The organism is Enterobacter bugandensis, assembly GCF_900324475.1.
Lineage (GTDB): Bacteria > Pseudomonadota > Gammaproteobacteria > Enterobacterales > Enterobacteriaceae > Enterobacter > Enterobacter bugandensis.
In genome coordinates this window covers 1,499,453-1,524,647 of record NZ_LT992502.1, presented here as the reverse complement: position 1 = coordinate 1,524,647, position 25,195 = coordinate 1,499,453, and the positions used below count along the sequence as shown (strand labels likewise).

General features: G+C 59.0%; 20 protein-coding genes and 2 pseudogenes. 12 read left to right on the top strand and 10 right to left on the bottom strand.

Translation table 11 applies throughout. The features are described from left to right. Positions 1-27: 27 nt before the first annotated feature. The 3 genes and pseudogenes from DG357_RS07360 (at position 28) to deoR (ending at position 2,196) form a co-directional block, all read left to right on the top strand. Entirely contained in the window at positions 28-756 is a 729-nt protein-coding gene (locus DG357_RS07360) for a phosphatase PAP2 family protein (protein ID WP_088204908.1), read from the top strand. 7 nt (positions 757-763) lie between these two features. Then, positions 764-1,371: pseudogene (gene ybjG, locus DG357_RS07355) on the top strand (undecaprenyl-diphosphate phosphatase). A 66-nt stretch (positions 1,372-1,437) separates the two neighbouring features. Next, a complete protein-coding gene (deoR, locus tag DG357_RS07350; RefSeq protein WP_047368171.1) occupies positions 1,438-2,196 on the top strand; it encodes a DNA-binding transcriptional repressor DeoR in 759 nt (252 codons plus the stop codon). Between the two features lie 39 nt (positions 2,197-2,235). On the opposite strand, the gene dacC is transcribed toward deoR, so the two are convergent. After that, positions 2,236-3,441 (bottom strand): serine-type D-Ala-D-Ala carboxypeptidase, encoded by a 1,206-nt coding sequence (gene dacC, locus DG357_RS07345; protein WP_045260004.1) that lies wholly within the window; start codon positions 3,439-3,441, stop codon positions 2,236-2,238. Between the two features lie 240 nt (positions 3,442-3,681). Between dacC and DG357_RS07340 the strand changes: the two genes are divergently transcribed. Beyond that, complete coding sequence (locus DG357_RS07340) at positions 3,682-4,308, top strand: glutathione S-transferase family protein (RefSeq protein WP_028012484.1); 627 nt, start codon at positions 3,682-3,684, stop codon at positions 4,306-4,308. Here the strand turns inward: DG357_RS07340 and DG357_RS07335 are convergent, their stop codons facing one another. Beyond that, a complete protein-coding gene (locus DG357_RS07335) occupies positions 4,309-5,427 on the bottom strand; it encodes a PQQ-dependent sugar dehydrogenase (protein ID WP_048957049.1) in 1,119 nt (372 codons plus the stop codon). It abuts the gene before it with no gap. 108 nt (positions 5,428-5,535) lie between these two features. Then, complete coding sequence (gene bssR / locus DG357_RS07330) at positions 5,536-5,919, bottom strand: biofilm formation regulator BssR (protein ID WP_028012482.1); 384 nt, start codon at positions 5,917-5,919, stop codon at positions 5,536-5,538. A gap of 216 nt (positions 5,920-6,135) precedes the next feature. On the opposite strand from bssR, the gene rimO reads away from it, so the two are divergent. Further along, complete coding sequence (gene rimO, locus DG357_RS07325) at positions 6,136-7,461, top strand: 30S ribosomal protein S12 methylthiotransferase RimO (RefSeq protein ID WP_045259986.1); 1,326 nt, start codon at positions 6,136-6,138, stop codon at positions 7,459-7,461. A 63-nt stretch (positions 7,462-7,524) separates the two neighbouring features. Here rimO and gsiD read toward each other — a convergent pair whose 3' ends face one another. From gsiD to iaaA, 5 genes and pseudogenes are all read right to left on the bottom strand, one after another. Next, a complete protein-coding gene (gsiD, locus tag DG357_RS07320; RefSeq protein ID WP_047368167.1) occupies positions 7,525-8,436 on the bottom strand; it encodes a glutathione ABC transporter permease GsiD in 912 nt (303 codons plus the stop codon). Between the two features lies 1 nt (position 8,437). Then, a pseudogene (gsiC, locus tag DG357_RS07315) lies at positions 8,438-9,356 on the bottom strand (glutathione ABC transporter permease GsiC). A gap of 5 nt (positions 9,357-9,361) precedes the next feature. Beyond that, complete coding sequence (gene gsiB, locus DG357_RS07310) at positions 9,362-10,900, bottom strand: glutathione ABC transporter substrate-binding protein GsiB (protein WP_048960860.1); 1,539 nt, start codon at positions 10,898-10,900, stop codon at positions 9,362-9,364. A gap of 23 nt (positions 10,901-10,923) precedes the next feature. Then, positions 10,924-12,795 carry a glutathione ABC transporter ATP-binding protein GsiA gene (gene gsiA / locus DG357_RS07305; RefSeq protein ID WP_045630941.1) on the bottom strand — a complete coding sequence of 624 codons (1,872 nt, stop codon included), beginning with the start codon at positions 12,793-12,795 and terminating at the stop codon, positions 10,924-10,926. Between the two features lie 11 nt (positions 12,796-12,806). Further along, positions 12,807-13,745 carry a beta-aspartyl-peptidase gene (gene iaaA, locus DG357_RS07300; protein WP_045260003.1) on the bottom strand — a complete coding sequence of 313 codons (939 nt, stop codon included), beginning with the start codon at positions 13,743-13,745 and terminating at the stop codon, positions 12,807-12,809. Between the two features lie 188 nt (positions 13,746-13,933). Here iaaA and moeA point away from each other — a divergent pair, with 188 nt between their 5' ends. Both moeA and moeB read left to right on the top strand, forming a co-directional pair. Beyond that, positions 13,934-15,166: a molybdopterin molybdotransferase MoeA gene (gene moeA, locus DG357_RS07295; RefSeq protein WP_088204907.1), complete on the top strand. Its 1,233-nt coding sequence runs from the start codon at positions 13,934-13,936 to the stop codon at positions 15,164-15,166. 1 nt (position 15,167) lies between these two features. Continuing rightward, a complete protein-coding gene (gene moeB, locus DG357_RS07290; RefSeq protein ID WP_048960857.1) occupies positions 15,168-15,920 on the top strand; it encodes a molybdopterin-synthase adenylyltransferase MoeB in 753 nt (250 codons plus the stop codon). Between the two features lie 89 nt (positions 15,921-16,009). Here moeB and fsa read toward each other — a convergent pair whose 3' ends face one another. Continuing rightward, the gene (gene fsa / locus DG357_RS07285; protein ID WP_049138382.1) at positions 16,010-16,672 is read right to left on the bottom strand and encodes a fructose-6-phosphate aldolase; all 663 of its coding nucleotides are present in this window, start codon (positions 16,670-16,672) and stop codon (positions 16,010-16,012) included. A 127-nt stretch (positions 16,673-16,799) separates the two neighbouring features. Between fsa and DG357_RS07280 the strand changes: the two genes are divergently transcribed. The 4 genes from DG357_RS07280 to DG357_RS07265 all read left to right on the top strand — a co-directional run bounded on the left by DG357_RS07280 (position 16,800) and on the right by DG357_RS07265 (position 22,524). Beyond that, complete coding sequence (locus DG357_RS07280) at positions 16,800-17,699, top strand: glycyl-radical enzyme activating protein (protein ID WP_047368162.1); 900 nt, start codon at positions 16,800-16,802, stop codon at positions 17,697-17,699. Between the two features lie 4 nt (positions 17,700-17,703). Continuing rightward, entirely contained in the window at positions 17,704-20,136 is a 2,433-nt protein-coding gene (locus DG357_RS07275) for a formate C-acetyltransferase/glycerol dehydratase family glycyl radical enzyme (RefSeq protein WP_049138379.1), read from the top strand. 166 nt (positions 20,137-20,302) lie between these two features. Beyond that, a complete protein-coding gene (locus DG357_RS07270; protein WP_048999329.1) occupies positions 20,303-21,118 on the top strand; it encodes a Cof-type HAD-IIB family hydrolase in 816 nt (271 codons plus the stop codon). A gap of 149 nt (positions 21,119-21,267) precedes the next feature. Then, positions 21,268-22,524 carry a DUF1479 domain-containing protein gene (locus DG357_RS07265; protein WP_088204906.1) on the top strand — a complete coding sequence of 419 codons (1,257 nt, stop codon included), beginning with the start codon at positions 21,268-21,270 and terminating at the stop codon, positions 22,522-22,524. Here the strand turns inward: DG357_RS07265 and DG357_RS07260 are convergent. Further along, positions 22,521-23,594 carry a LacI family DNA-binding transcriptional regulator gene (locus DG357_RS07260; protein ID WP_047368158.1) on the bottom strand — a complete coding sequence of 358 codons (1,074 nt, stop codon included), beginning with the start codon at positions 23,592-23,594 and terminating at the stop codon, positions 22,521-22,523. The genes DG357_RS07265 and DG357_RS07260 overlap by 4 nt on opposite strands. A 288-nt stretch (positions 23,595-23,882) precedes the next feature. Here DG357_RS07260 and DG357_RS07255 point away from each other — a divergent pair, with 288 nt between their 5' ends. After that, complete coding sequence (locus DG357_RS07255) at positions 23,883-25,184, top strand: MFS transporter (RefSeq protein WP_028012467.1); 1,302 nt, start codon at positions 23,883-23,885, stop codon at positions 25,182-25,184. Positions 25,185-25,195: the final 11 nt, after the last annotated feature.

The window sequence follows — 25,195 nt, the reverse complement described above, 5'->3', positions numbered from 1 at the left end:
GCGATTACTCGTCACTGATCCCTAATTATGGCACTCACTTCCAGCCGTTCAGAATTGTCTAACTTACAGACTAATAAGACAAAACAGCTTTACCGCTTACCGTCCCGCTTTTATGGTTATCAGCTTTTGGTGCTAGTAGCGCTTGCCGTGGTGTTTACGTGGCTATCGCGCGATGAAGCGCTCGACAGATGGATCACCGGTTATTGGTATGACGCGGCGACACAGACTTTCCCGCTGCAGAAAGACCACCTGCTGGATCTGCTGAACCATCGTCTGGCGAAGTACATAGCGATTGCCTTAGGCGCCGTGGCGCTGCTTTACGGCGCTTACAAACGTAACGCAAGGCTTGTCACAGCCGCGCTGCTGATGGGGCTTGGCGCGCTGGTGGTCGGCATGCTGAAAAGCATCAGCCACCACAGCTGCCCGTGGGATCTGGTGGAATATGGCGGTAAGGCCGTGTCTTACCCCCTGTTCAGCGCCGTTCCGGCAGACAGCGGTCCGGGCCGCTGCTTCCCGGGTGGCCATTCTTCCAGCGGCTTTATGGTGATGGGGCTGTTTTTTGCCTTCTGGCGCGAGCGTCCGCGTCTCGCCTGGAGCTTTGTGGTCCTTGGCGCGGTTCTGGGTCTGGCGATGGGCTTCGGTCAGGTGATGCGCGGGGCACATTTTTTCTCTCACAACCTGTGGGCCGGGTGGTGGGTCTGGTTTTCCCAGGTGGCGGTCTACGGGCTGGTTTCCACCCGGTTTGCAAAAGAGTGATTACGCTATGCTAGAGAATCTGAATTATCAGCTGTTTTATCTGATCAACGCCACCCCGGCCTCGCCAGAGTGGATGATTGATTTTGCCACCTTTCTGGCGAAAGACCTTATCAGCATCGTGCCTGCGCTGGCTGCCATTCTCTGGCTGTGGGGGCCGCGCAGCCAGGTTAAGGCACAGCGTCAGCTGGTGATCAAAGTCGCGATGGCGCTCGGGGTAAGCGTGCTGGTCAGCTACTTCTCGGCCACGCGTTCCCGCACGATCGTCCTTTTGTCGATCGCATTGGCTACACCTTCCTGCACCACGCGCCGGATGACTCTTTCCCGAGCGATCACGGTACGGTGATCTTCACTTTCGCGCTGGCTTTCCTGTTCTGGCATCGCCTGTGGTCGGGTGCGGTGCTGATGGTGGTCGCTGTGGCTATCGCCTGGTCGCGCGTCTATCTTGGCGTCCACTGGCCGCTGGATATGGTGGGCGGTTTCCTGGTGGGGCTGATTGGCTGCGTGAGCGCGGCTATCCTGTGGAATCTCTTCGGTGAGGCGCTCTACCGCGGGCTCTCTTCGCTCTATCGCGCCATTTTTGCCATCCCGATCCGTAAGGGCTGGATACGTGACTAATCCCAACCGGACAGGTTACACTGAGCCCCCGCCCTGCGGGGGCTCACTTTTTTATCCCGAGGAACTATGGAAACACGACGCGATGACCGCATTGCTCAGCTGCTGCAGGCGCTGAAGCGCAGCGATAAGCTGCATCTGAAGGAAGCCGCCAACCTCCTCGGCGTCTCAGAGATGACCATTCGTCGCGATCTGAACAGCGACAGCGCCCCCGTGGTACTGCTGGGCGGGTACATCGTCCTTGAGCCGCGCAGCGCCAGCCATTATCTGATCAGCGACCAGAAGACGCGTCTGGTTGAAGAGAAGCGCAAAGCCGCGCGCCTTGCGGCTACGCTGGTTCAGCCGCACCAGACGCTGTTTTTTGACTGCGGCACCACTACGCCGTGGATTATCGAAGCCATTGACAGCAGTATTCCCTTTACCGCGGTGTGCTACTCCCTGAACACCTTTCTGGCGCTTCAGGAGAAACCCGAGTGCCGGGTGATCCTCTGCGGCGGCGAGTTTCACGCCAGCAACGCCATCTTTAAACCGCTTAACCTGCAGGACACGCTTAGCAATTTATGCCCGGACATCGCGTTTTATTCTGCCGCAGGCGTGAACGTGCGCCAGGGTGCAACCTGCTTTAATCTGGAGGAGCTGCCGGTCAAGCACTGGGCGTTAAATGCCGCGCAGTATCATGTGCTGGTGGTCGATCACAGCAAGTTTGGCAAGGTGCGTTCGGCAAGAATGGGCGAGCTGGCGCAGTTTGACGCTATCGTCAGCGATTGCCGCCCCGATGACGAGATTGTGGCCCATGCAAAGGCACAGCAGGTGAAGTTGATGTATTGAGGTTATGCCGGGTAAGCGCAGCGCCACCCGGCATAAAACTTAACTAAACCAGCTGCCAAACCAGCTATGGAATTTCATCAACACGAAATCCCACATCCGGCTGAAGAAGCCGCCCTCTTCCACCGCTTCCATCACAATCAGCGGACGCTGTTCAATCGACTTACCGTTTAGCTGGAAATCAATCGTCCCGACTACCTGGCCTTTTTTCAGCGGCGCGGTGAGCTGCGGGTCGGTCAGGGTATAGCTTGCTTTCAGGTTTTTCAGCTGACCGCGTGGAATGGTCACGGAACCGGCCTCACCCGCCCCCAGATTCACCTCGCTCTTGTCACCAAACCAGACGCGCTGGCTGACGAACGTGGCATCCGGTTTAATCGGCGTCACGGTTTCATAGAAGCGGAAGCCCCAGGTCAGCAGTTTTTCTGACTCGTTAAAGCGGATGCGGTCAGTTTTGGTGCCCAGCACCACCGAGATCAGGCGCATGTCGCCCTGCGTCGCGGAGGCCACCAGGTTGTAGCCCGCGCCGGCCGTAGTGCCGGTCTTCATTCCGTCCACGTTAACGTTGCTGCTCCACAGCAGGCGGTTGCGGTTCGGCTGGCGAATTTTGTTGAAGGTAAACTCTTTCTCTTTGTGGATGGCGTATTCATCCGGCACGTCGTGGATCAGCGCTTTTCCCAGCAGCGCCATGTCGCGCGCGGTACTGAACTGTCCCGGCGCATCCAGGCCGTGGACCGTTTTGAAGGTGGTGTTGGTTAAGCCGAGCTTTTGCGCATAGCCATTCATCAAACCAATGAAAGAATCCTGACTGCCGGCAACGTAGTCGGCCAGCGCGATACAGGCATCATTTCCCGACTGAATGATTACCCCTTTGTTCAGATCGGAGACGGAGACCTGATCGCCAGGCTTCAGGAACATCACCGACGAGCCCCGCAGCGCCGGGTTGCCGGTCGCCCAGGCATCCTTCCCGATGGTGACCATATCGTCCAGCTTGATCTTGCCCGCTTTTAACGCCTGCCCGACCACATAGCTGGTCATGATTTTGGTCAGGCTGGCCGGATCGAGTTTCTCATCCGCATTGCCTTCCGCCAGCACCTTACCGCTGGAATAGTCCATCAGTATCCAGGCGCGCGCGTCCACAGGCGGCGCTTCGGGCGCAGCCTGTTCAGCCGCGTAGAGTGTTGGTGCAAACAGGAAAAGAAGCGCAGAGCCTGCCGCCAGGCTGCGCAGAGAAGTCATTTTTCGCGTCATAAATGCCACCCGAGTGTCCATTCAAAAATTACGTCACATCACCGTGTCGCAAGAAGCGATGAGTAATAGCGCACTAAAACGGTTAAAGAAACCCAACGAGGGTAAAGTTATTAAAGTTTATGCAATAACATTCATTTACGCTTTGATTCAGGCGATTTTTTTGTCTTCTGTTGCGTAATTGTTAGGTTTATCTCACCATGGCAAAAAGCCGACCCGGATTCACACTCATCAGGAGTAAATATGATTACGCTGTGGGGCAGGAATAATTCAACCAACGTGAAGAAAGTGCTCTGGACGCTGGAGGAACTGGATTTACCGTTTAACCAAATCATGGCTGGCATGTCGTTCGGCGTGAACAAAGAGGCCGACTATCTGGCGATGAACCCGAACGGCCTGGTGCCGCTGCTGCGCGATGACGAAACAGACGCAACGCTTTGGGAGTCCAACACCATTGTGCGTTACCTCGCCGCCCAGTACGGTCTTGGCCGCCTGTGGGTTGAAAACCCGGCGCAGCGCGCGCAGGGTGAGAAGTGGATGGACTGGGCAAATCAGACGCTCTCTCCCGTTCACCGCGTGATCCTGATGGGGCTGGTGAGAACCCCTGAAGCCGAGCGCGACTACCCCGCCATTCATGCCGCGCAGGATGCCTGCGAAAACCTGTTTGCGATGATGGACGATGAGCTGGCGAAGCACGCCTGGTTCTCCGGCGATACGTTCGGCGTGGGGGACATTGCCGTAGCGCCGTTCGTCTGGAACCTGACCAACCTCGGTCTGAAATGGACGCCGCGCCCGAACCTTGACCGCTGGCTTAAGCAGCTTGGCGAGCGCCCGGCGTACCGTAACGTGGTGATGATCCCGGTCACCTGATTACGCACCGGACGGGCTGACTTTTAACAGCTGCCCGTCCGTTTCGTCGGTCAGGACATACAGATAGCCATCCGGCCCCACCCGCACGTCGCGAATACGTTGCTCCCGGTCGCCCAGGATCCGCCCGTCCTCCGTCACCTTATTGCCGTCCACGCTCAGCACGATAACGTCCTTTTCCTTCAGCGCCCCAATAAACAGCTTGTTTTTCCACTGCGGGAACACATCGCTATTATAGAACGCCATGCCGCTGACCGCGGGCGACACTTTCCAGACAAACAGCGGCTTTTCGGCTCCCTCAACGTGCTCGCCTTTGGCCTCCGGGATTTTCAGCCCGCTGTAGTTAATGCCGTGCGTTGCCAGCGGCCAGCCGTAATTTTTGCCCTTCTCCGGGATGTTGATTTCATCCCCGCCGCGCGGGCCGTGCTCGTTCAGCCACAGCGTGTCGCTCCACGGGTTCATCGCCATCCCCTGCGGGTTACGAATGCCATAGGACCAAATTTCCGGCCGCGCGCCGGAGGTGTTCACAAAGGGGTTATCCGGCGGCACTTTACCGTCTTCGGTGAGGCGCACCACTTTACCCTGCAGCTTGTCCAGATCCTGCGCCGTCGGGCGCTGATTGTTCTCACCGAGTCCAATAAAGAGATACCCTTTGCCGTCGAACACCAGTCGCCCACCAAAATGGTTACCGGTTGAGAGTTTCGGCATCTGGCGGAACACCACCTGGAATCCCTCGATGCGGGAAAGATCGTCGCTCAGGCGACCATAGCCCACCGCCGTTCCGGCCTTGCCGTCACGCCCGGCTTCGGCGTAGCTCAGCCAGACGCGGCGCGACTTTTCAAAATCAGGCGCCAGCACCACGTCCAGCAGTCCTCCCTGGCCGTTCGCCCACACCTTCGGCACGCCGACAATGGGATCGGAAAGTCCTTTCCCGGCCTGCCAGCGCTTGAGCTGCCCGCCCTTAAGAGTGACCAGTAAACCGTCATTACCCGGCAGGAACGCCATCGACCAGGGGTGATCGAGTCGGTTTTGCAGCACCTCAACCTTTACCGCCTCTGGCGCAGCAAGAAGCGAAAACGGAATGAACAATGCAGGCAGGAAAATCAACGAGGATCGAGGCATAAAGCGCTCCTTTTTCGGCATATGGCATAAAGATTAGCCATTACCTCCGGGCGCGTTACCACTTTTACAAAAGCTTAATCAGATGGGGGGAGTTGCCTCCCCCCGAACTCAGTGTTGTGCAAGCGTCTCGTGCTTGTTAAGACACATGATGCAAAGAGAGAGCGTTGTCAGGCAGTTTTCAAGCTTCTCCGCGTTAACAGCGATAAAATTTGGGCAGTCGTGGCGTCCGTTCATCAAACATACCCCTGCAATGGAGAGCACCTCAGCGGCGCGACGCAGCGCCATCAGCTCGCATTCATCGTATTCCGCCTTCAGGGTCGGTGCTTTTTCACGCATGAAATTACACAGTTCAAACAGATTATCACGCAGATGTTCGCTTTCGCTGACTGACATATAGCCCTTTGCCTTCCTGAGCTGCAGATAGGCGGCCAGGTCGATTCGGGCGTTGATCAGCTTGTTAAGCAGATCGCGTTTCAGTCTGTCAACGGACATGCTATTTCCTCCTCTGTCAGCCATGTTGCACATTCAGAATAAGGTCATTTTTTGTACAGTTTAATGCCTGAGATCAATTATTCTTAACTGATTAACATTATTTACAATGTTACAACCTCGGCCTGGCGCATCCGCCTTGCAAAGAGTGTATAAATCCCCCGCGATACGCTGTAAAATCCCGCCCTGATAACTCCATAATTGATGAATTTTTAACCTATGAGCAATGTTACGCACCAGCCGAAAATCGGCTTCGTCTCCCTGGGCTGCCCGAAAAACCTGGTGGATTCCGAACGCATCCTGACCGAACTGCGCACCGAAGGCTATGACGTGGTGCCAAGCTACGACAACGCCGATATGGTGATCGTTAACACCTGCGGGTTTATCGACAGCGCGGTCCAGGAGTCACTGGAAGCCATCGGTGAAGCGCTGACCGAAAACGGCAAAGTGATTGTTACCGGCTGCCTGGGCGCGAAAGTGGACCAAATCCGCGAGGTGCACCCAAAGGTGCTGGAGATCACCGGCCCGCACAGCTACGAGCAGGTGCTGGAACATGTTCATCACTACGTGCCAAAACCAAAGCACAACCCGTTCCTGAGCCTGGTGCCGGAACAGGGCGTAAAGCTGACGCCGCGTCACTACGCCTACCTGAAAATTTCTGAAGGCTGCAACCATCGCTGCACCTTCTGCATCATCCCGTCGATGCGTGGCGATCTGGTGAGCCGTCCGATTGGCGAAGTGCTGGCGGAAGCCAAACGTCTGGCCGATGCGGGCGTGAAGGAGCTGCTGGTGATTTCCCAGGACACCTCGGCTTACGGCGTAGACGTTAAACACCGCTCCGGTTTCCACAACGGCGAGCCGGTGAAAACCAGCATGGTGGGCCTGTGCGAGCAGCTGTCCAAACTCGGTATCTGGACGCGTCTGCACTACGTCTACCCGTACCCGCACGTTGACGACGTGATCCCGCTGATGGCGGAAGGCAAAATTCTGCCGTACCTGGACATCCCGCTGCAGCACGCCAGCCCGCGTATCCTGAAGCTGATGAAACGCCCTGGCTCCGTTGACCGCCAGCTGGCGCGCATCAAGCAGTGGCGTGAAATCTGTCCGGATCTGACCCTGCGCTCCACCTTTATCGTCGGCTTCCCGGGTGAAACCGAAGAAGACTTCCAGATGCTGCTCGACTTCCTGAAAGAAGCCCGTCTGGACCGCGTCGGCTGCTTCAAGTACAGCCCGGTGGAAGGCGCAACCGCCAACGAGCTGGCGGATCAGGTGCCGGAAGAGGTTAAGGAAGAGCGCTGGAACCGCTTCATGCAGCTGCAGCAGCAGATCTCTGCTGAACGTCTGCAGGAGAAAGTGGGCCGCGAGATCATGGTTATCATCGACGAAGTGGACGAAGAAGGCGCGATTGGCCGTAGCATGGCGGACGCCCCTGAAATCGACGGCGCGGTGTACCTGAACGGCGAAACCAACGTTAAGCCGGGTGATATTATTCGCGTCAAAGTTGAAAACGCGGACGAGTATGACCTGTGGGGTAGCCGGGTTTAATCTCACTGCACATCTTTTACAGGCCGGGTAAGGCGTAGCCGCCACCCGGCACATTTCACTGCACTACCCTTTAATCCTCGGATCCAGCGCGTCGCGCAGCCCATCCCCCAGCAAATTAAACGCCAGCACGGTCAGAAAAATAGCCAGGCTCGGGAAAATCGCCACGTGTGGCGCAATCACCATATCCGCCCTCGCCTCGTTCAGCATCGCGCCCCATTCCGGTGTCGGAGGCTGCGCGCCTAAGCCCAGAAACGACAGGCTGGCCGCCGAAATAATCGACACGCCGATACGCATGGTGAAATAGACTACGATGGACGACACCGTCCCGGGCAGAATATGGCTGAACAGAATGGTGGTATCGCTGGCTCCCATGCTGCGGGCGGATTCAATAAACGTCTGCTGTTTCAGCACCAGCGTGTTGCCGCGCACCAGGCGGGCAAAGGCCGGAATCGAAAAGACCGCCACCGCGATAATGACGTTGGCCATGCCGCTGCCCATAATGGCGACAACGGCAATCGCCAGCAGAATGCCGGGGAAAGCAAACAGCACGTCGCAGATGCGCATGATGATGCGGTCCCACCAGCCTTCATAATACCCGGCGACGAGCCCCAGCACGGTACCGATAGCTGCGCCGATCAGCACCGCGACTACCCCGGCGGCGAGAGAAATTTGCGCCCCCACCAGCACGCGGCTGAAGATATCGCGGCCAAGCGAGTCCACGCCGAACCAGTGCAGCATTGAGGGGCCGTCGTTCAGACGGTCGTAGTCAAAGTAGTTTTCCGCATCAAACGGCGCTATCCACGGCGCAACGACCGCCACGGCAATCAGCACCAGCACGAACAGCCCCGCCGCCATTGCGACCGGCTGACGGCGAAAACGTCGCCAGAATTCGGACCACGGGGTGCGGACATGCTCCGGTTTCAGCCCCGGCATCGCGTTCAAAACGGCCTGACGCCGCCAGTTCAACAATCGCATCTTACTTATACCTGATGGCCGGGTTAATGGCGGCGTAGAGCACGTCCACCACTAAGTTGATAAGAATAAACTCCAGCGAGAAAAGCAGGACTTCTGCCTGAATCACCGGGTAGTCGCGCATCTCGACGGTCGACCAGCAGGCGCCCCAGCCCCGGCCAGTTGAAGACCTTTTCCACGACGATAGAGCCACCCAGCAGGAAACCAAACTGTAGCCCCATCATCGTCACCACCGGGATCATCGCATTGCGGAACCCGTGCTTGAGAATGACCCACTTCTCGCTGACCCCTTTCGCCCGCGCGGTGCGGATATAATCTTCGCTCAGCACGTCCACGAACGAGGCGCGGGTAAAGCGGGCCATCACCGCCGACACGGCAGCGCCCAGCGTCATGGAGGGCAGAATGTAATGCTTCCAGGTATCGGCCCCGACGGTCGGCAGCCAGCCCAGTTCAACGGAAAAGATTTGCATCAGCAGCATCCCCAGCGCGAATGCCGGGAAGGAGATGCCGGTCACCGCCAGGGCCATGCCGAGCTTGTCCGGCCAGCGGTTGCGCCAGACGGCCGCAATAATCCCCGCGCCCAGCCCAAACGCCACCGCCCAGCCCATGCTGGCAATCGTTAGCCAGAACGTGGGCATAAAGCGGCTGGCAATCTCCTCCGACACCGGACGCCTCGACACCATCGAGATACCAAAATCGCCCTGCAGAACGTTACACATATAGTGCAGAAACTGCATATACAGCGGCTGGTCGAGGCCCAGCTGTTTACGCACCAGCTCAATGACGGTGGCATCCGCTTCGGGCCCGGCTACCAGACGCGCCGGATCGCCCGGCAGCATATGGACAAACAAAAACACCAGCACCGCCACTATCAGTAGCGTCGGGATAAGCCCCAGCAGACGTTTACAAACATAATTCAGCATGAGGTTTATTTTAAATCCGCATCGTCAAAGCTAAAGCCGGTGTCCGGCATGATGTAGAACCCGGTCAGCGCTTTGTTATGGGCTGAGACCAGTTTCTCCACCACCAGCGGTACCCACGGCGACTCTTTCCAGATAATGTCCTGCGCGTCCTTGTAGAGGCGGGCTTTCTCATCCGGTTTGGTGGTTTTCAGGGCATCGGCCAGGTCTTTGTCCACCTGCGGATTGCTGTAAAACGCGGTGTTGAACAGGGTTGGCGGCCAGTTCTGCGAGGCGAACAGCGGCGACAGCGCCCAGTCGGCTTCACCGGTCGAGGCCGTCCAGCCGGTGTAGAACATCCGCACGCCGCTCTCTTTCTGCCCTTTCCCCTCCACTTCTGCCGCACGCTGCCCGGCATCCATCGCGGTGACCTGCGCCTTAATGCCGACCTGCGCCAGCTGCTGCTGGGTGAACTGCAGCACCTTCTGGGCGGTGCTGTGATTGTGCGACGACCACAGCGTGGTGCTGAAGCCGTTCGGGAAACCCGCCTCTTTCAGCAGCTCGCGCGCTTTGGCCGGATCGTACGGCCACGGCTGATAGCTTTGCGCATACGCAATAGACGGCGGTAGCACGCCGGTGGCCGGGGTGGCATAACCCGCAAAAGCGACCTTCACCAGCGCCTGACGGTTGATGGCATAGTTGATGGCTTCACGCACCTTCGGGTTATCGAACGGCTTCTGCGTGACGTTCATGCTGATGTAGCGCTGCATGATAGACGGGCTGGCAACCAGCTCCAGCTTGCTGTTTTTCTGCAGAATGGCGGCCTGCTCATACGGGATGGGGAAGGCAAACTGCGCCTCGCCGGTTTGCAGCATTGCCGCGCGGGTGTTGTTATCCACCACCGGACGCCAGGTGATGGTGTCCAGCTTCGGCAGACCCTGCTGCCAGTATCCCGCGAATTTTTTCACCTTCACAAAATCGGTCTGGTTCCAGGTGAGCAGCTCGTACGGACCGGTTCCCACCGGGTGGAAGCCGATCTCTTTACCGTACTTTTTCAGCGCGGCGGGTGAGATCATCGCCGTCGCCGGATGCGCCAGAATATTGATAAACGCGGAGAATGGCTCTTTCAGGGTGATTTTTACCGTTGCCGGGTCGACTACCTCGGTGCTGGCGATATTTTTATACAGGTTATAGCGCTTGAGGCTGTTTTCAGGATTGCTGGCACGGTCGAGGTTGACCTTTACCGCCTCCGCATTGAAATCAGTCCCGTCCTGGAACTTCACGCCGGAACGGAGCTTGATGGTATAGACCAGCCCGTCGTCGGATACGGTGTACCCCTCCGCCAGCACATTTTTCAGCTTCATCTCTCTGTCGAGACCAAACAGCCCCTGATAGAACGATTTCGCCACCGCCTGGGAGAGCGTGTCGTTGGCGTCGTACGGATCGAGCGTGGTGAAGTTGGAGCCGACGGCAACCACCACGTCTTTGGCGGCGAACGCGGGGGCAGCGGCCAGGGCTGCCGTCACGCTCGCGGCTAACAACCATCTACGCGCTACAAATGTAACCATTGTGTTCTCCTGCCTGTTGTAAGTTATAACCGTGAGAAGGCATTGTCCTGGCGCGGCGGAGCCACGAAGTGGCCCGGACCAACCTCACGCAGCGTGACGCGCTCCACGGCTTCGCCGCGTTTACGAATGTTGCTCGGCATCTCATCCTGCAGCAGCACGCGCTGGCCGTGACGGTGCGCGGGATCGGCAACCGGCACCGCCGCAATAAGCTTGCGGGTGTAGGGGTGCTGCGGGTTCTCAAACACCGCCCTTCGCGGGCCAATCTCCACGATCTGCCCCATAAACATCACCGCCACGCGGTGGCTGATACGCTCTACCACCGCCATATCGTGCGAGATAAACAGGAAGGCAATCCCCATATCCCGCTGTAAATCCAGCAGTAAGTTGATAATTTGCGCCCGGATCGAGACATCCAGCGCCGAGACGGACTCATCCGCAATCACCACCTTCGGGTTCAGCGCCAGCGCGCGGGCGATGCAGATACGCTGCCGCTGCCCGCCGGAAAACTCGTGCGGATAACGCCAGGCATGTTCCGGCTTCAGGCCAACGCGCTCCAGCAGCCAGGCCACACGACGCTGCGCCGCCTCGCCGTCGAGCAGGTTATGCACCCGCAGCGGCTCCATAATTGAGTACCCTACCGTATGGCGCGGGTCGAGAGAGGCATACGGATCCTGGAAGATAAACTGAATATCTCGCCGTATCGCCTGTAATTTATTATCTGGCAGAGTGTCGATTCGTTCACCGTTAAAGGTTATCGTCCCCTCCTGGGTCTCCACAAGCCTGAGCAGCGCCCGCCCGGTGGTGGATTTCCCGCAGCCGGACTCTCCTACCAGCGCCAGCGTTTCACCCGGCCAGAGATCAAAACTGACGTTTTCCACCGCATGCACTTCGCGCTTCAGGCGGTTGAAAATTCCGCTGCGCAGCGGAAAGCGGGTCACCAGATTGCGCACTTCGAGTATCGGTTTGCCCGACACCACGGTGTCCTGCTCGCCTTCATCCTCCTGCGGCTCTGTCGCCTCCAGGGAAATCAGCGGAAAACGACGCGGCAAATCGCTGCCGTTCATCGCTCCAAGCCGCGGCACCGCCGCCAGCAGCGCTTTGGTGTAAGGATGCTCGGGGGCATGGAAAATCTGCTCGACCGCCCCGGTTTCCACAGCATTGCCCTTGTGCATCACCAGCACCCGATCGGCGATGTCAGCCACTACGCCCATATCGTGGGTGATGAAAATCACCCCCATCTCCATCTCCTGCTGCAGCACTTTGATGAGCTGCAGGATCTGCGCCTGAATCGTCACGTCCAGCGCCGTCGTCGGCTCATCGGCGATCAGCACCGCCGGACGGCAGGAGAGCGCCATGGCAATCATCACCCGCTGGCGCATGCCGCCGGAAAGCTGATGCGGGTAGCGCCCCAGAATGGCCTGCGCCTCCGGAATGCGCACCAGCTCCAGCATGCGTCGGGCCTCTTTGAGCGCCTCATCGCCGCTCAGCCCCTGATGCAGCCGGATGGACTCGGCAATTTGTTCCCCGACCGGGAACACCGGGTTCAGGGAGGTCATCGGCTCCTGGAAGATCATCGCGATATCCGCCCCGCGCACGCCCTGCATCTGCGCGCCGCTTAGCTCGTTTAAATCGATGACCTGACGGTTACGGCGGCGCAGGAGCATTTTCTCGCTGCTGATTTGCCCGCCCGTCTGTTCCAGCAGGCGCATCAGCGCCAGCGCGGTGACCGATTTCCCGGAGCCGGATTCGCCAACAATCGCCAGCGTCTCGCCGCGCCTGAGCGAGAACGATAAATTCTGTACTGCGGGGATGAACTGCCGCTCTTCCTGAAACGCAATATTCAGCTGATGGACAGCCAGCACCTCGCGGTTGTCCAGTTCTTCAGTGTGCGGCACGCGCTGCCCCCTTATTCACGATAGATGCCCGTACTCGGCTCATCACCGGCATAACCCCAGGCGCGGTACATGCCTTCGCTGTTGAACGGCAGGGCCACGTTGCCCTCACGATCGACCGCAATCAGCCCGCCGACGCCGCCCAGGGCAGGTAATTTTTCCATCACCACGCGCTCGCAAGCCTCGCTCAGGCTTAAACCGCCGTAATCCATCAGCGCGGTGATGTCGTAGGCCGCGAGGGCGCGAATAAACACTTCCCCGGTGCCGGTACACGACACCGCCGCCGTGGCGTTATTGGCATAGCAGCCCGCGCCGGGCAGCGGGCTGTCGCCGACGCGTCCCGGCAGCTTGTTGGTCATGCCGCCCGTTGACGTCGCCGCCGCGAGGTTACCGGCTTTATCGAGCGCCACCGCGCCGACCGTGCCCATTTTGGTGGTTTCATCCAGCGGCGCAGTATGGTCAAGCTGCGTTATACCCGCCGTACGGGCTTCCAGCAGCTGCTGATAGCGTTCTTCCGTGGAAAACAGATCCGGCGATACCGGTTCCATTCCGTGCTCAAAGGCAAATTTTTCCGCCCCAGCGCCCGCCAGCAGAACGTGCGGGCTCTCCTCCATAACCAGACGCGCCGCCAGCACCGGATTTCGCAGATGGCTCACGCCCGCCACGGCGCCCGCCTTCAGGGTGACGCCGTCCATCACGCAGGCGTCCAGCTCGTGGGTTTCATCCCGGGTAAAGACCGAACCTATTCCGGCATTAAAGAGCGGACACTCTTCCAGCAGGCGCACCGCCTCGGTGACCACATCCAGCGCGCTCTCGCCCGCTTCCAGCATTTTCTGGCCCGTTTCCACAATGGCGTACAGTGCGTCAATGTAGCGCTTTTCCTGCTCGGGACTGAGCTGTGCACGGGTGATTGCCCCTGCGCCGCCATGAATTGCGATTACCGCATTAACCATTCGCATCACCCGTTAGCCTGATTCGCGGCTTTTTCTATAAATATCATTATCGTCGATGAAACTTCAGATGATTTTTGAATATAGAAAGACGCAACAGTGATGTAAAGCGTACACCCATCGGGTCATACAGTTAGCCGCACTTTTCTGCCATAATGGGCGCTTTCGTTGTTACTCCGCAGGAGCCCACCATGGATTTTACCGCCGGACTGATGCCGCTTGAGACGGCACTCTCGCAGATGCTTGACCGTATTTCTCCGCTGCATGACGTTGAGACGCTGCCGCTTATGCGCTGTTTTGGTCGTATTGCCGCGCGCGATATCGTCTCGCCGATGAACGTGCCGGGGTTCGATAACTCCGCGATGGACGGTTACGCGGTGCGCCTGGCGGATCTCCAGACGGGTAACGCCCTGCCGGTGGCGGGTAAAGCCTTTGCGGGCCAGCCGTTTAGCGGCGAATGGCCTGCTGGCACCTGCGTGCGCATCATGACCGGCGCGCCGGTTCCGCAGGGCTGCGACGCCGTGGTGATGCAGGAAGAGACCGAGCAGACCGACGACGGCGTGCGTTTTACCGCGAACGTTAAAGCGGGCCAGAACATCCGCCGCACGGGCGAAGACATCACCCTCGGCGCGACCGTTTTTGCCGCCGGGCAGAAATTGACGGTAGGTGAACTACCGGTGCTGGCGTCGCTCGGCATCGCCGAAGTTGACGTTGTCCGCAAGGTGCGCGTGGCGGTCTTCTCCACCGGCGACGAGCTGCAGCTTCCGGGCCAGCCGCTGCAGGACGGCCAGATTTATGACACCAACCGCCTGGCGGTACACCTGATGCTGGAACAGCTGGGCTGCGAGGTGATTAACCTCGGCATCATTCCAGACGACCCGGAAAAACTGCGCGCGGCGTTTATCGAGGCGGACAAATCCGCCGACGTGGTCATCAGCTCCGGCGGCGTCTCCGTGGGCGAAGCGGATTACACCAAAACCCTGCTTGAAGAGCTGGGAGAAATCGCCTTCTGGAAGCTGGCGATTAAGCCGGGCAAACCGTTCGCGTTTGGCAAGCTTCCGCACAGCTGGTTCTGCGGCCTGCCGGGTAACCCGGTCTCTGCGGCACTCACCTTCTACCAGCTGGCGATCCCGCTGCTGGCGAAGCTTTCCGGCAACAAAGCCAGCCCGCTGCCGGAACGCCTGCGCGTGCGTGCCGCTACGCGCCTGAAAAAATCGCCGGGTCGTCTCGATTTCCAGCGCGGCATTCTGGTCCGCGGCGCGGACGGTGAGCTCGAAGTGAGCACCACCGGACATCAGGGCTCGCACATTTTCAGCTCCTTCAGTCTGGGTAACTGCTTCATCGTGCTGGAGCGCGAGCGCGGCAACGTGGAAGCCGGCGAATGGGTTGAGGTTGAGCGCTTTAACCACCTGTTCGGAGGCTGACATGACGGTGGAGCTGAGCGACCAGGAGATGATGCGCTACAACCGCCAGATCGTGCTGCGCGGGTTTGACTTTGAGGGCCAGGAAGCGCTTAAGGCAGCCAATGTGCTGGTCGTCGGTCTCGGCGGGCTGGGCTGCGCCGCCGCGCAGTATCTTGCGGCGGCGGGCGTGGGCAGGATGACGCTGTTGGATTTCGATACCGTCTCGGTGTCCAACCTGCAGCGCCAGACGCTGCACAGCGACGCGACGGTTGGCCAGCCGAAAGTGGACTCTGCCCGCACGGCGCTGGCGCGCATCAACCCCAACGTTCAGTTCACCCTGATTGACGCGATGCTGGATGACGACGCGCTGTTCGCGCAGATTGCGCAGCACGATCTGGTGCTCGACTGCACCGATAACGTCGCCGTCCGTAACCAGCTGAACGCGGGCTGTTTTGCCCACAAAATCCCGCTGGTCTCCGGCGCGGCGATCCGCATGGAGGGGCAAATCAGCGTCTTCACGTACGCGGATGGTGAACCCTGCTACCGCTGCCTGAGCCGTCTGTTTGGCGAGAATGCGCTGACCTGCGTCGAGGCGGGCGTGATGGCGCCACTCGTCGGCGTGATTGGCTCATTGCAGGCAATGGAAGCGATCAAAGTGCTGGCGCACTACGGCACGCCCGCAGCGGGGAAAATCGTGATGTATGACGCGATGACCTGTCAGTTCCGCGAGATGAAGCTGATGCGCAATCCGGGGTGTGAGGTTTGCGGAGGTTAAAGCAAACGGCAACCTTCAGGTTGCCGTTTTAGTGTTTGCTCCCTCTCCCTTTGGGAGAGGGTTGGGGTGAGGGCATCAGGCCGCACCCGTCAGATAGACGTCCGTCCAAACGCTCCCTGCCAGTCCTGCTCAAACTTCACTATCGCCGCATCCACCGCAGGGGAAGTAATAAACTGCTGCGCGACGTCCAGCGGCAGCGTGATGGACTCGCACCCTGCCAGCAGGCAGTCCAGCGCCTGACGCGGGGTTTTAAAGCTCGCGGCCAGCACCTTTGACTGCGGCGCGTGCAGCGCCAACAGCTGCTGCAGTTCAATCACGGTCTGGATCCCGTCCCCGCCCTGCGCGTCCACGCGGTTAACGTAAGGGGCCACATACTCTGCTCCGGCCAGGGCGGACAGCATCCCCTGCGCGGCGCCGTACACCGCCGTGCCCAGCGTCGGGATCCCTTCCGCTTTCAGCATCTTAATCGCCGCCAGCCCTTCTGCGCTCACCGGCACCTTCACCACCAGGTCGTTAATGATAGCGCGCAGCTTGCGCGCGTCTTCCACCATCCCTTCGGCGGTGGTTGCCATCACCTGCGCGAAGAGACGCCCCTTGCCGCCCAGCGCGTCGTGCAGCGCGGGCAGCAGCTCGTCGAGCGGCGTTTTACCGGCAGCAACGATGCTTGGGTTGGTGGTCACGCCCGCCAGCGGGAAGATACGCGCCAGCTTTTTGACTGCCGCAACGTCAGATGTGTCGAGATAAAGTTCCATGATGTCACCCTCAAAATTAGCCTGCACTTACCCTATCACGATAAAACCTGCTCAAGAGTTGACCTGCATCAAGATAACTTTCATTCGAAAGTCATTTAATCTTCATATGCAACTTGAGGGCAAAAATATGATCTTCAATATTCAGCGTTACTCCACCCACGACGGCCCCGGTATTCGAACCGTAGTGTTCCTGAAAGGCTGCTCGCTGGGCTGTCGCTGGTGCCAGAACCCGGAAAGCCGCTCGCGCAGCCGGGACGTACTGTTTGACGCGCGCCTGTGTCTGGAAGGCTGCGACCTGTGTCAGCTGGCGGCACCGGGCTGTATCGAACGCGCGCTCAATGGCCTGGTCATCCACCGCGAAAAGCTGAGTGAAGAGACGCTTAATGCCCTCACCGACTGCTGTCCAACGCAGGCGCTTACCGTCTGCGGTGAAGAGAAGCAGGTGGACGAGATCATGGCCACCGTGTTGCGCGACAAACCTTTTTATGACCGCAGCGGCGGCGGGATCACCCTCTCCGGCGGCGAGCCGTTTATGAACCCGGAGCTGGCGCACGCCCTGTTCAAGGCCAGCCACGAACAGGGTATCCACACCGCCGTCGAAACCTGCCTTCACGTGCCGTGGCACTATATCGAGCCGTCATTACCGTACGTCGATCTGTTCCTTGCCGACCTTAAGCACGTCGATGGAGCGGTGTTCAAACAGTGGACCGACGGTTCGGCCAAACGGATCCTGGACAACCTGAAGCGCCTCGCCGCTGCCGGGAAAAAGATCACCATCCGCGTGCCGCTGATCCAGGGCTTTAACGCCGATGAAGCGTCCATCACAGCCATTACCAACTTCGCCGCCGACGAACTCGGCGTCGATGATATTCATTTTTTGCCGTATCACACGCTGGGCATGAACAAATACACCCTGCTCAGCCAACCCTACTCTGCCCCTGACAAACCGCTGGATAACCCTGCCCTGCTGGATTTCGCGCAGCAGTACGCCTGCCAGAAAGGGTTAACCGCGACCTTACGAGGATAAACCTATGACCACCCTGAATCTCAACACCCTCAGCGAACGTATTAAAGCGCATAAAATGGCGCTGGTGCATATCGTCAAGCCGCCGGTCTGTACCGAGCGCGCGCAGCATTACACCGAAATGTACCAGCAGCACATGGACAAGCCGATCCCGGTGCGTCGCGCGCTGGCGCTGGCACATCACCTGGCGGAACGCACCATCTGGATCAAGCACGACGAGCTGATTATCGGCAACCAGGCAAGCGAAGTGCGCGCCGCGCCGATCTTCCCGGAATATACCGTCTCCTGGATTGAGAAAGAGATTGACGATCTGGCGGACCGTCCGGGTGCGGGCTTCGCGGTGAGCGAAGAGAACAAGCGTGTTCTGCATGAAATCTGCCCGTGGTGGCGCGGCCAGACGGTGCAGGACCGCTGCTACGGCATGTTCACCGACGAGCAGAAAGGCCTGCTGGAAACCGGCATCATCAAAGCCGAAGGCAACATGACCTCCGGCGACGCGCACCTGGCGGTAAACTTCCCGCTGGTGCTGGAGAAAGGTCTCGACGGCCTGCGCGCCAAAGTGGACGAGCGCCGCTCGCGCATCAACCTGACGGTGCTGGAAGACCTGCACGGCGATCAGTTCCTGAAGGCAATTGATATCGTGCTGGAAGCCGTCAGCCTGCACATCAAACGCTTCGCCGACCTGGCGCGTGAGATGGCGTCTACGGAAACCCGCGAAAGCCGCCGCGACGAGCTGCTGGCGATGGCGGAAAACTGCGACGTGATTGCCCACGAGCCGCCAAAAACCTTCTGGCAGGCGCTGCAGCTGTGCTACTTCATTCAGCTGATCCTGCAGATTGAGTCCAACGGCCACTCCGTCTCCTTCGCGCGTATGGACCAGTATCTCTATCCGTACTACCGCCGCGACGTGGAGCTGGACCAGAGCCTGGACCGCGAGCACGCCATCGAGCTGCTGCACAGCTGCTGGCTGAAGCTGCTGGAAGTGAACAAGATCCGCTCCGGCTCGCACTCCAAGGCCTCCGCCGGTAGCCCGCTGTACCAGAACGTCACCATTGGTGGTCAGAAGCTGGTTAACGGCGAGCCGATGGATGCGGTGAACCCGCTCTCTTACGCGATTCTGGAATCCTGCGGTCGCCTGCGCTCCACCCAGCCGAACCTGAGCGTGCGCTATCACGCGGGCATGAGCAACGACTTCCTCGACGCCTGCGTGCAGGTGATCCGCTGCGGCTTCGGGATGCCGGCATTTAACAACGATGAAATCGTGATCCCGGAATTTATCAAGCTTGGCGTGGAGCGCGACGATGCGTATGACTACGCGGCCATCGGCTGTATCGAAACCGCGGTGGGCGGCAAGTGGGGCTACCGCTGCACCGGCATGAGCTTTATCAACTTTGCCCGCGTCATGCTGGCGGCGCTGGAAGGCGGCCGCGACGCCACCAGCGGCAAGGTATTCCTGCCGCAGGAGAAAGCGCTCTCTGCCGGGAACTTCGACAATTTCGATGAGGTGATGGCGGCGTGGGACAGCCAGATCCGCTACTACACCCGCAAATCCATCGAGATCGAGTACGTGGTGGATACCATGCTGGAAGAGAACGTCCACGATATTCTCTGCTCGGCGCTGGTGGACGACTGCATCGAGCGCGCGAAAAGCATCAAGCAGGGCGGCGCGAAGTATGACTGGGTCTCCGGCCTGCAGGTGGGTATCGCCAACCTCGGCAACAGCCTGGCAGCGGTGAAAAAGCTGGTCTTTGAGCAGGGCGCTATCGGTCAGCAGCAGCTGGCGGCGGCGCTGGCGGATGATTTCGACGGGCTGACCCACGAGCAGCTGCGCCAGCGCCTGATCAACGGCGCGCCGAAGTACGGCAACGACGACGACAGCGTGGACATGCTGCTGACCCGAGCCTATCAGACCTACATTGAGGAGCTGAAGCAGTACCACAACCCGCGCTACGGCCGCGGCCCGATTGGCGGTAACTACTACGCAGGCACCTCTTCCATCTCCGCGAACGTGCCGTTTGGCGCGGCGACGATGGCGACGCCGGACGGACGTAAGGCGCATACCCCACTGGCGGAAGGGGCAAGCCCGGCCTCCGGTACGGACCACCTCGGCCCGACGGCGGTGATCGGCTCGGTCGGTAAACTACCTACCGAGGCGATCCTGGGCGGCGTGCTGCTTAACCAGAAGCTGAATCCGTCGACGCTGGAAAACGACAGCGACCGACAGAAGCTGATGGTACTGCTGCGTACCTTCTTCGAGGTGCACAAGGGCTGGCATATTCAGTACAACATTGTCTCCCGCGAAACGCTGCTGGAAGCGAAGAAGCACCCGGACCAGTACCGCGACCTGGTAGTGCGCGTGGCGGGTTACTCGGCGTTCTTCACCGCCCTGTCGCCGGATGCGCAGGACGATATTATCGCCCGTACTGAGCATACGCTGTAAGAAAACGCCCGGTGGCGCTGCGCTTACCGGGCCTACAGAGTCTCCCCGTAGGCCGGGTAAGGCGAAGCCGCCACCCGGCTTTCTGACTTTCATTCGAAATTAAATTTGTGCTCCCCGTCACCTTGTTATTAGAATGTTTCAAAACGCAGTGACCCAGGAGCACAGTATGACCGTTAAAGTTATCGTCACCGATATGGACGGAACTTTCCTTGATGATGCCAAGCAGTACGATCGTGACCGCTTCCAGGCACAGTTTGAGCAGCTTAAATCCCGCAATATTGAATTCGTTGTCGCCAGCGGCAACCAGTATTACCAGCTCATCTCCTTCTTCCCCGAACTGAAAGAGCAGATCTCCTTCGTGGCGGAGAACGGCGCGCTGGTGTTCGACCACGGCGAACAGGTTTTCCACGGCGAGCTGACCCGCCATGAGTCGCAGATCGTTATTGGCGAACTGCTGAAAGACGAAGGGCTGAACTTTGTAGCCTGCGGTCTGGAGAGCGCCTACGTCAGCGACAAAGCCCCAGACGCCTTCGTGGCGCTGATGTCAAAGCACTATCACCGCTTAAAACGCATCAGCGATTACCGCGAAATCGACGACGTGCTGTTTAAGTTCTCCCTGAACCTGCCGGACAGCGATATCCCGAACCTGGTCGATAAACTGCACGTCTCCCTTGACGGCATCATGAAGCCGGTCACCAGCGGTTTCGGTTTTGTCGATTTGATTATCCCCGGCCTGCACAAAGCCAACGGCATTAGCCGCCTGCTAAAACGCTGGAAAATCTCCCCGCAGGAGTGCGTCGGCATTGGCGACAGCGGCAACGACGCGGAAATGCTGAAGCTGGTGAAATACTCTTTTGCGATGGGCAACGCGGCGCAGAGCATTAAAGACATTAGCCGCTACAGCACCGACGATAACAACCATCAGGGCGCGCTGAACGTCATTCAGGCCGTGCTCGACAACCACTCTCCTTTCGACGTCTGATCCTTTCCTCGCCGGAGCCCCGCTCCGGCCTCTCACTCTTTTTCCGACCTGTGGCTTGCGTCAAGTTTTTAAACTTGCATTAACTTATTTTTAACTTAAAGTATCACTTGTAGATATTTTTACTTTCGAATGAAAGATGCGAGGCTGTTATGACCTTTACCAGTGAAACCTTGCCAGCGGACCACAAAGCGGCAATCCGTCAGTTAAAACGTGAGTTACGCGCGCAGATCGGCGACGTGCAGGCGGTGTTCGACAAGCTCAGCGATAAAATCGCCACCCGCGTGGCGGAGATCAACGCCCTGAAAAATAAAGGCGAATCCGTCTGGCCGGTGATTCCGTTTGCAGATGTGAAAAACGGCACGATTACCGACGCTCAGCGCGAGGCCGTTAAGCGCCGCGGCTGCGCGGTGATTAAAGGTCACTTTCCCCGCGAGCAGGCGCTGGCGTGGGATCGGTCGATGCTCGACTATCTCGATCTGAACAAGTTTGACGAGGTGTACAAAGGGCCGGGCGACAACTTCTTCGGCACCTTAACCGCCTCCCGCCCGGAGATTTACCCGATCTACTGGTCCCAGGCACAAATGCAGGCGCGCCAGAGTGAAGAGATGGCGCAGGTGCAGTCGTTCCTGAACCGTTTATGGACATTCGAGAGCAACGGTAAGCAGTGGTTCGACCCTGACGTGAGCGTGATTTACCCGGACCGTATTCGCCGCCGTCCGCCGGGAACCACCTCAAAAGGGCTGGGCGCGCACACCGATTCCGGCGCGCTGGAGCGCTGGCTGCTGCCTGCCTACCAGCAGGTGTTTGCCCGCGTGTTTGACGGCAACGTCGAGAAATACGATCCGTGGAACGCCGCGCACCGTACTGAAGTGGAAGAATACACCGTGGATAACACCACCAAATGCTCGGTGTTCCGCACCTTCCAGGGCTGGACGGCGCTGTCGGACATGATCCCCGGCCAGGGGCTGCTGCACGTGGTGCCGATCCCGGAAGCAATGGCCTACATTCTGCTGCGTCCGCTGCTGGACGACGTGCCGGAAGACGAACTCTGCGGCGTGGCGCCGGGGCGCGTGCTGCCGATTTCCGAGAAGTGGCACCCGCTGCTTGTCGAAGCATTGACCAGCATTCCGGCGCTGGAGGCGGGCGATTCCGTGTGGTGGCACTGCGACGTGATCCACTCCGTCGCGCCGGTGGAAAATCAGCAGGGCTGGGGCAACGTGATGTACATCCCCGCCGCGCCAATGTGCGAGAAGAACCTCGCCTATGCGAAAAAGGTCAAGGAAGCGCTGGAGACCGGCGCGTCGCCGGGAGACTTTCCGCGCGAGGATTATGAAAAAAGCTGGCAGGGCCGCTTTACCGTGAACGATCTCAATATCCACGGCAAGCGCGCGCTGGGCATGGCTTAACTGTCGTACAGCCCTTCCCGCTCCACGGCGGTGCGTCGTTTCCCCTGACGTATCCGCCGTACCGATTCCCGCACGGCCAGCGTGCCGTTCAGCAGCAATGTTCCTACCGGCGCGTCCGGGCGCATCAGCCGCTGCTGGAGCATATGCACCGCTTCCGTTCCCAGCTCGTCGCGGGGAACATGCACCGCCGTTAAGGGCACATCCTGAATCGCCGCCAGATTAAAGCCGTCAATGCTCATCACCGAGACGTCCTGCGGCACGCGCAGACCGTGATTTTGCAGCGCGCTGATGGTGCCTGCCGCCATAAAGTCCCCGCCTACCAGGAACGCCGTCGGCAGGTCTTTTCCCTTCTGTTGGTTAAGCCACTCGCTCACCAGTTGCTCCGTCTCTCTGGCGCTGAAGCTTGGCACCACCAACAGGTCGCGCCTGTCGTTAAACCTGAGATTATGGGCGTGCCACGCGTCGCGGATCCCCGCCAGGCGCAGCTCCATGGTGTAGCGACGCAGGCACAGCACGTTCATCACCTCGCGGTGCCCCATCTCGAACAGGTACTCCGCCGCCCGCTCGCCAATAGCACGGTGATCCGGGGCAACGGCAGGCAGGCGCATGCGGCGGTCCCGGCAGTTAATCAGCATGCAGGGTTTCCCCACATCCACCGCCAGATCGTGGATATGCGGATCGTCGATACCGAGCAGAATGGCCGCCTGGGTATCCGGCTCGTTCATGCGTGCCAGAAAAATCTGGGCGTCGCTGTCGTTCTCCTCCAGCGCGCAGTAGCGCAGCCGAACCTCGTGCGAGGCAAGCCCTTTGCTCACGCTCTGGATCACGCGGTAGTAAAAGATGTCGGACCGCTCGTCGAAGGCACGCTGAGGGGCAAAAACCACCAGGCTGTTAAGCAGCAGACGCCCCGCCGCCATGCCGTCCATCACCCCCAGCTCCCGCGCGCACGCCAGCACCTTAGCCCGCGCCTTTTCGCTGGTATTCGCTTTGCCTGCCAGCACACGGGAAACCGTACTGATGGAGAGCTGGGTACGGGCGGCGATTTCGGTGATTTTTAGCCTTTTGTCCATTTTGTGATCTGGCTCCATTTGCGAAATGAAAAAATTTTCATAGCGTGTTCATCAGGCAATAACTGACATAAAGACCATCATGCCAGAGGGTTTACGTCAGTTATGAGAAATTTTGCACAAAATCCACTTTTGCCCTCTCATTTTCTTCCCTAAGGTGAACTTGTCACACAGCTTCCATACTAGTTGTATAGCAACTTGAGCATTCTAAGCGGATAGAAATCAAAGGCATAACAATCTGTGTGACACCTGAACCTCCGTCCCCTTACCGTCCGTCTTGTGGAGAGTAAAATGAGTCAGGACATCAATAACACCGTTGCGACAAGCAAAACACGTCGCGTCATTAAGAATTTGCGCTGGTACGTGTTGGTGCTGTTTTTACTTGGCGTCACCGTTAACTACATCACCCGTAACTCACTTGGGATCCTCGCCCCGGAACTGAAAGAGAGCCTCGGGATCACCACCGAGCAGTACTCCTGGATAGTCGGCGCGTTTCAGATCGCCTACACCATTTTCCAGCCCCTGTGCGGCTGGCTGATCGACGTTATCGGCCTGAAGATTGGCTTTATGGTCTGCGCCGGGATCTGGGCGCTGATGTGTATCTTCCACGCGGGCGCCGGAAGCTGGCTGCACCTGGCGATTCTGCGCTTCTTTATGGGTGCTTCCGAAGCTGCCGCCACGCCAGCGAATGCCAAAACCATCGGCGAATGGTTCCCGAAATCGGAACGTCCCGTTGCCGCTGGCTGGGCAGGCGTGGGCTTCTCCATCGGCGCGATGCTGGCCCCGCCTATCATCTACTTTGCTCACGCGTCGTTCGGCTGGCAGGGCGCGTTTATGTTTACCGGCGTGCTGGCGCTGCTGTGGGTGATCCTCTGGTGGGCGTTCTACCACAACCCGGAACAGCACCCGAACCTGAGCCGCGACGAGCTGGCGTTTATTAAGCAGGATAACGAACCCGCACCGGTCAAGCTGCCCTTCCTGACCGCGCTGAAAACCGTCTCGAAAAACAAACGCTTCTACGGTATCGCCATCCCGGCCTTTATGGCAGAACCCGCCTGGGCGGTGCTGAGCTTCTGGGTGCCGCTGTACCTCGCTAAAGAGCACGGCATGGACCTGAAGCAGATTGCGATGTTTGCCTGGCTGCCCTTCCTCGCCGCCGACCTCGGCAGCGTGGCAAGCGGCTACCTGACGCGTCTGTACACCCGCTGGTTCGGCTGCTCCCGCGTGAACTCGGTGGTGGCAAGCTCCGTCACCGGCGCGTTTCTGATGATTTCTCTGGCCATCGTCGCCGTGACCCGCGACCCGTATATCACCATCGTACTGATCTCCATCGGCGGCTTCGGGCACCAGATTATCTCCTGCATGCTGAGCGCGCTGGTGGTGGAGTCCTTCGATAAGGGCCAGATGGCGACCGTCAACGGCATGCGCGGCTCGGCGGCGTGGATCGCCAGCTTCCTGTTCTCGCTATTAATCGGGGTGACCGCCGACAAAATCGGCTTCAACCCGCTCTTTATTGCCATGGGCTTCTTTGACCTGATTGGCGCTCTCTTCCTGGTGGCATTTATTGCTGAACGTCGCGCCAAGCGCGCCTGATAGTGGATGTA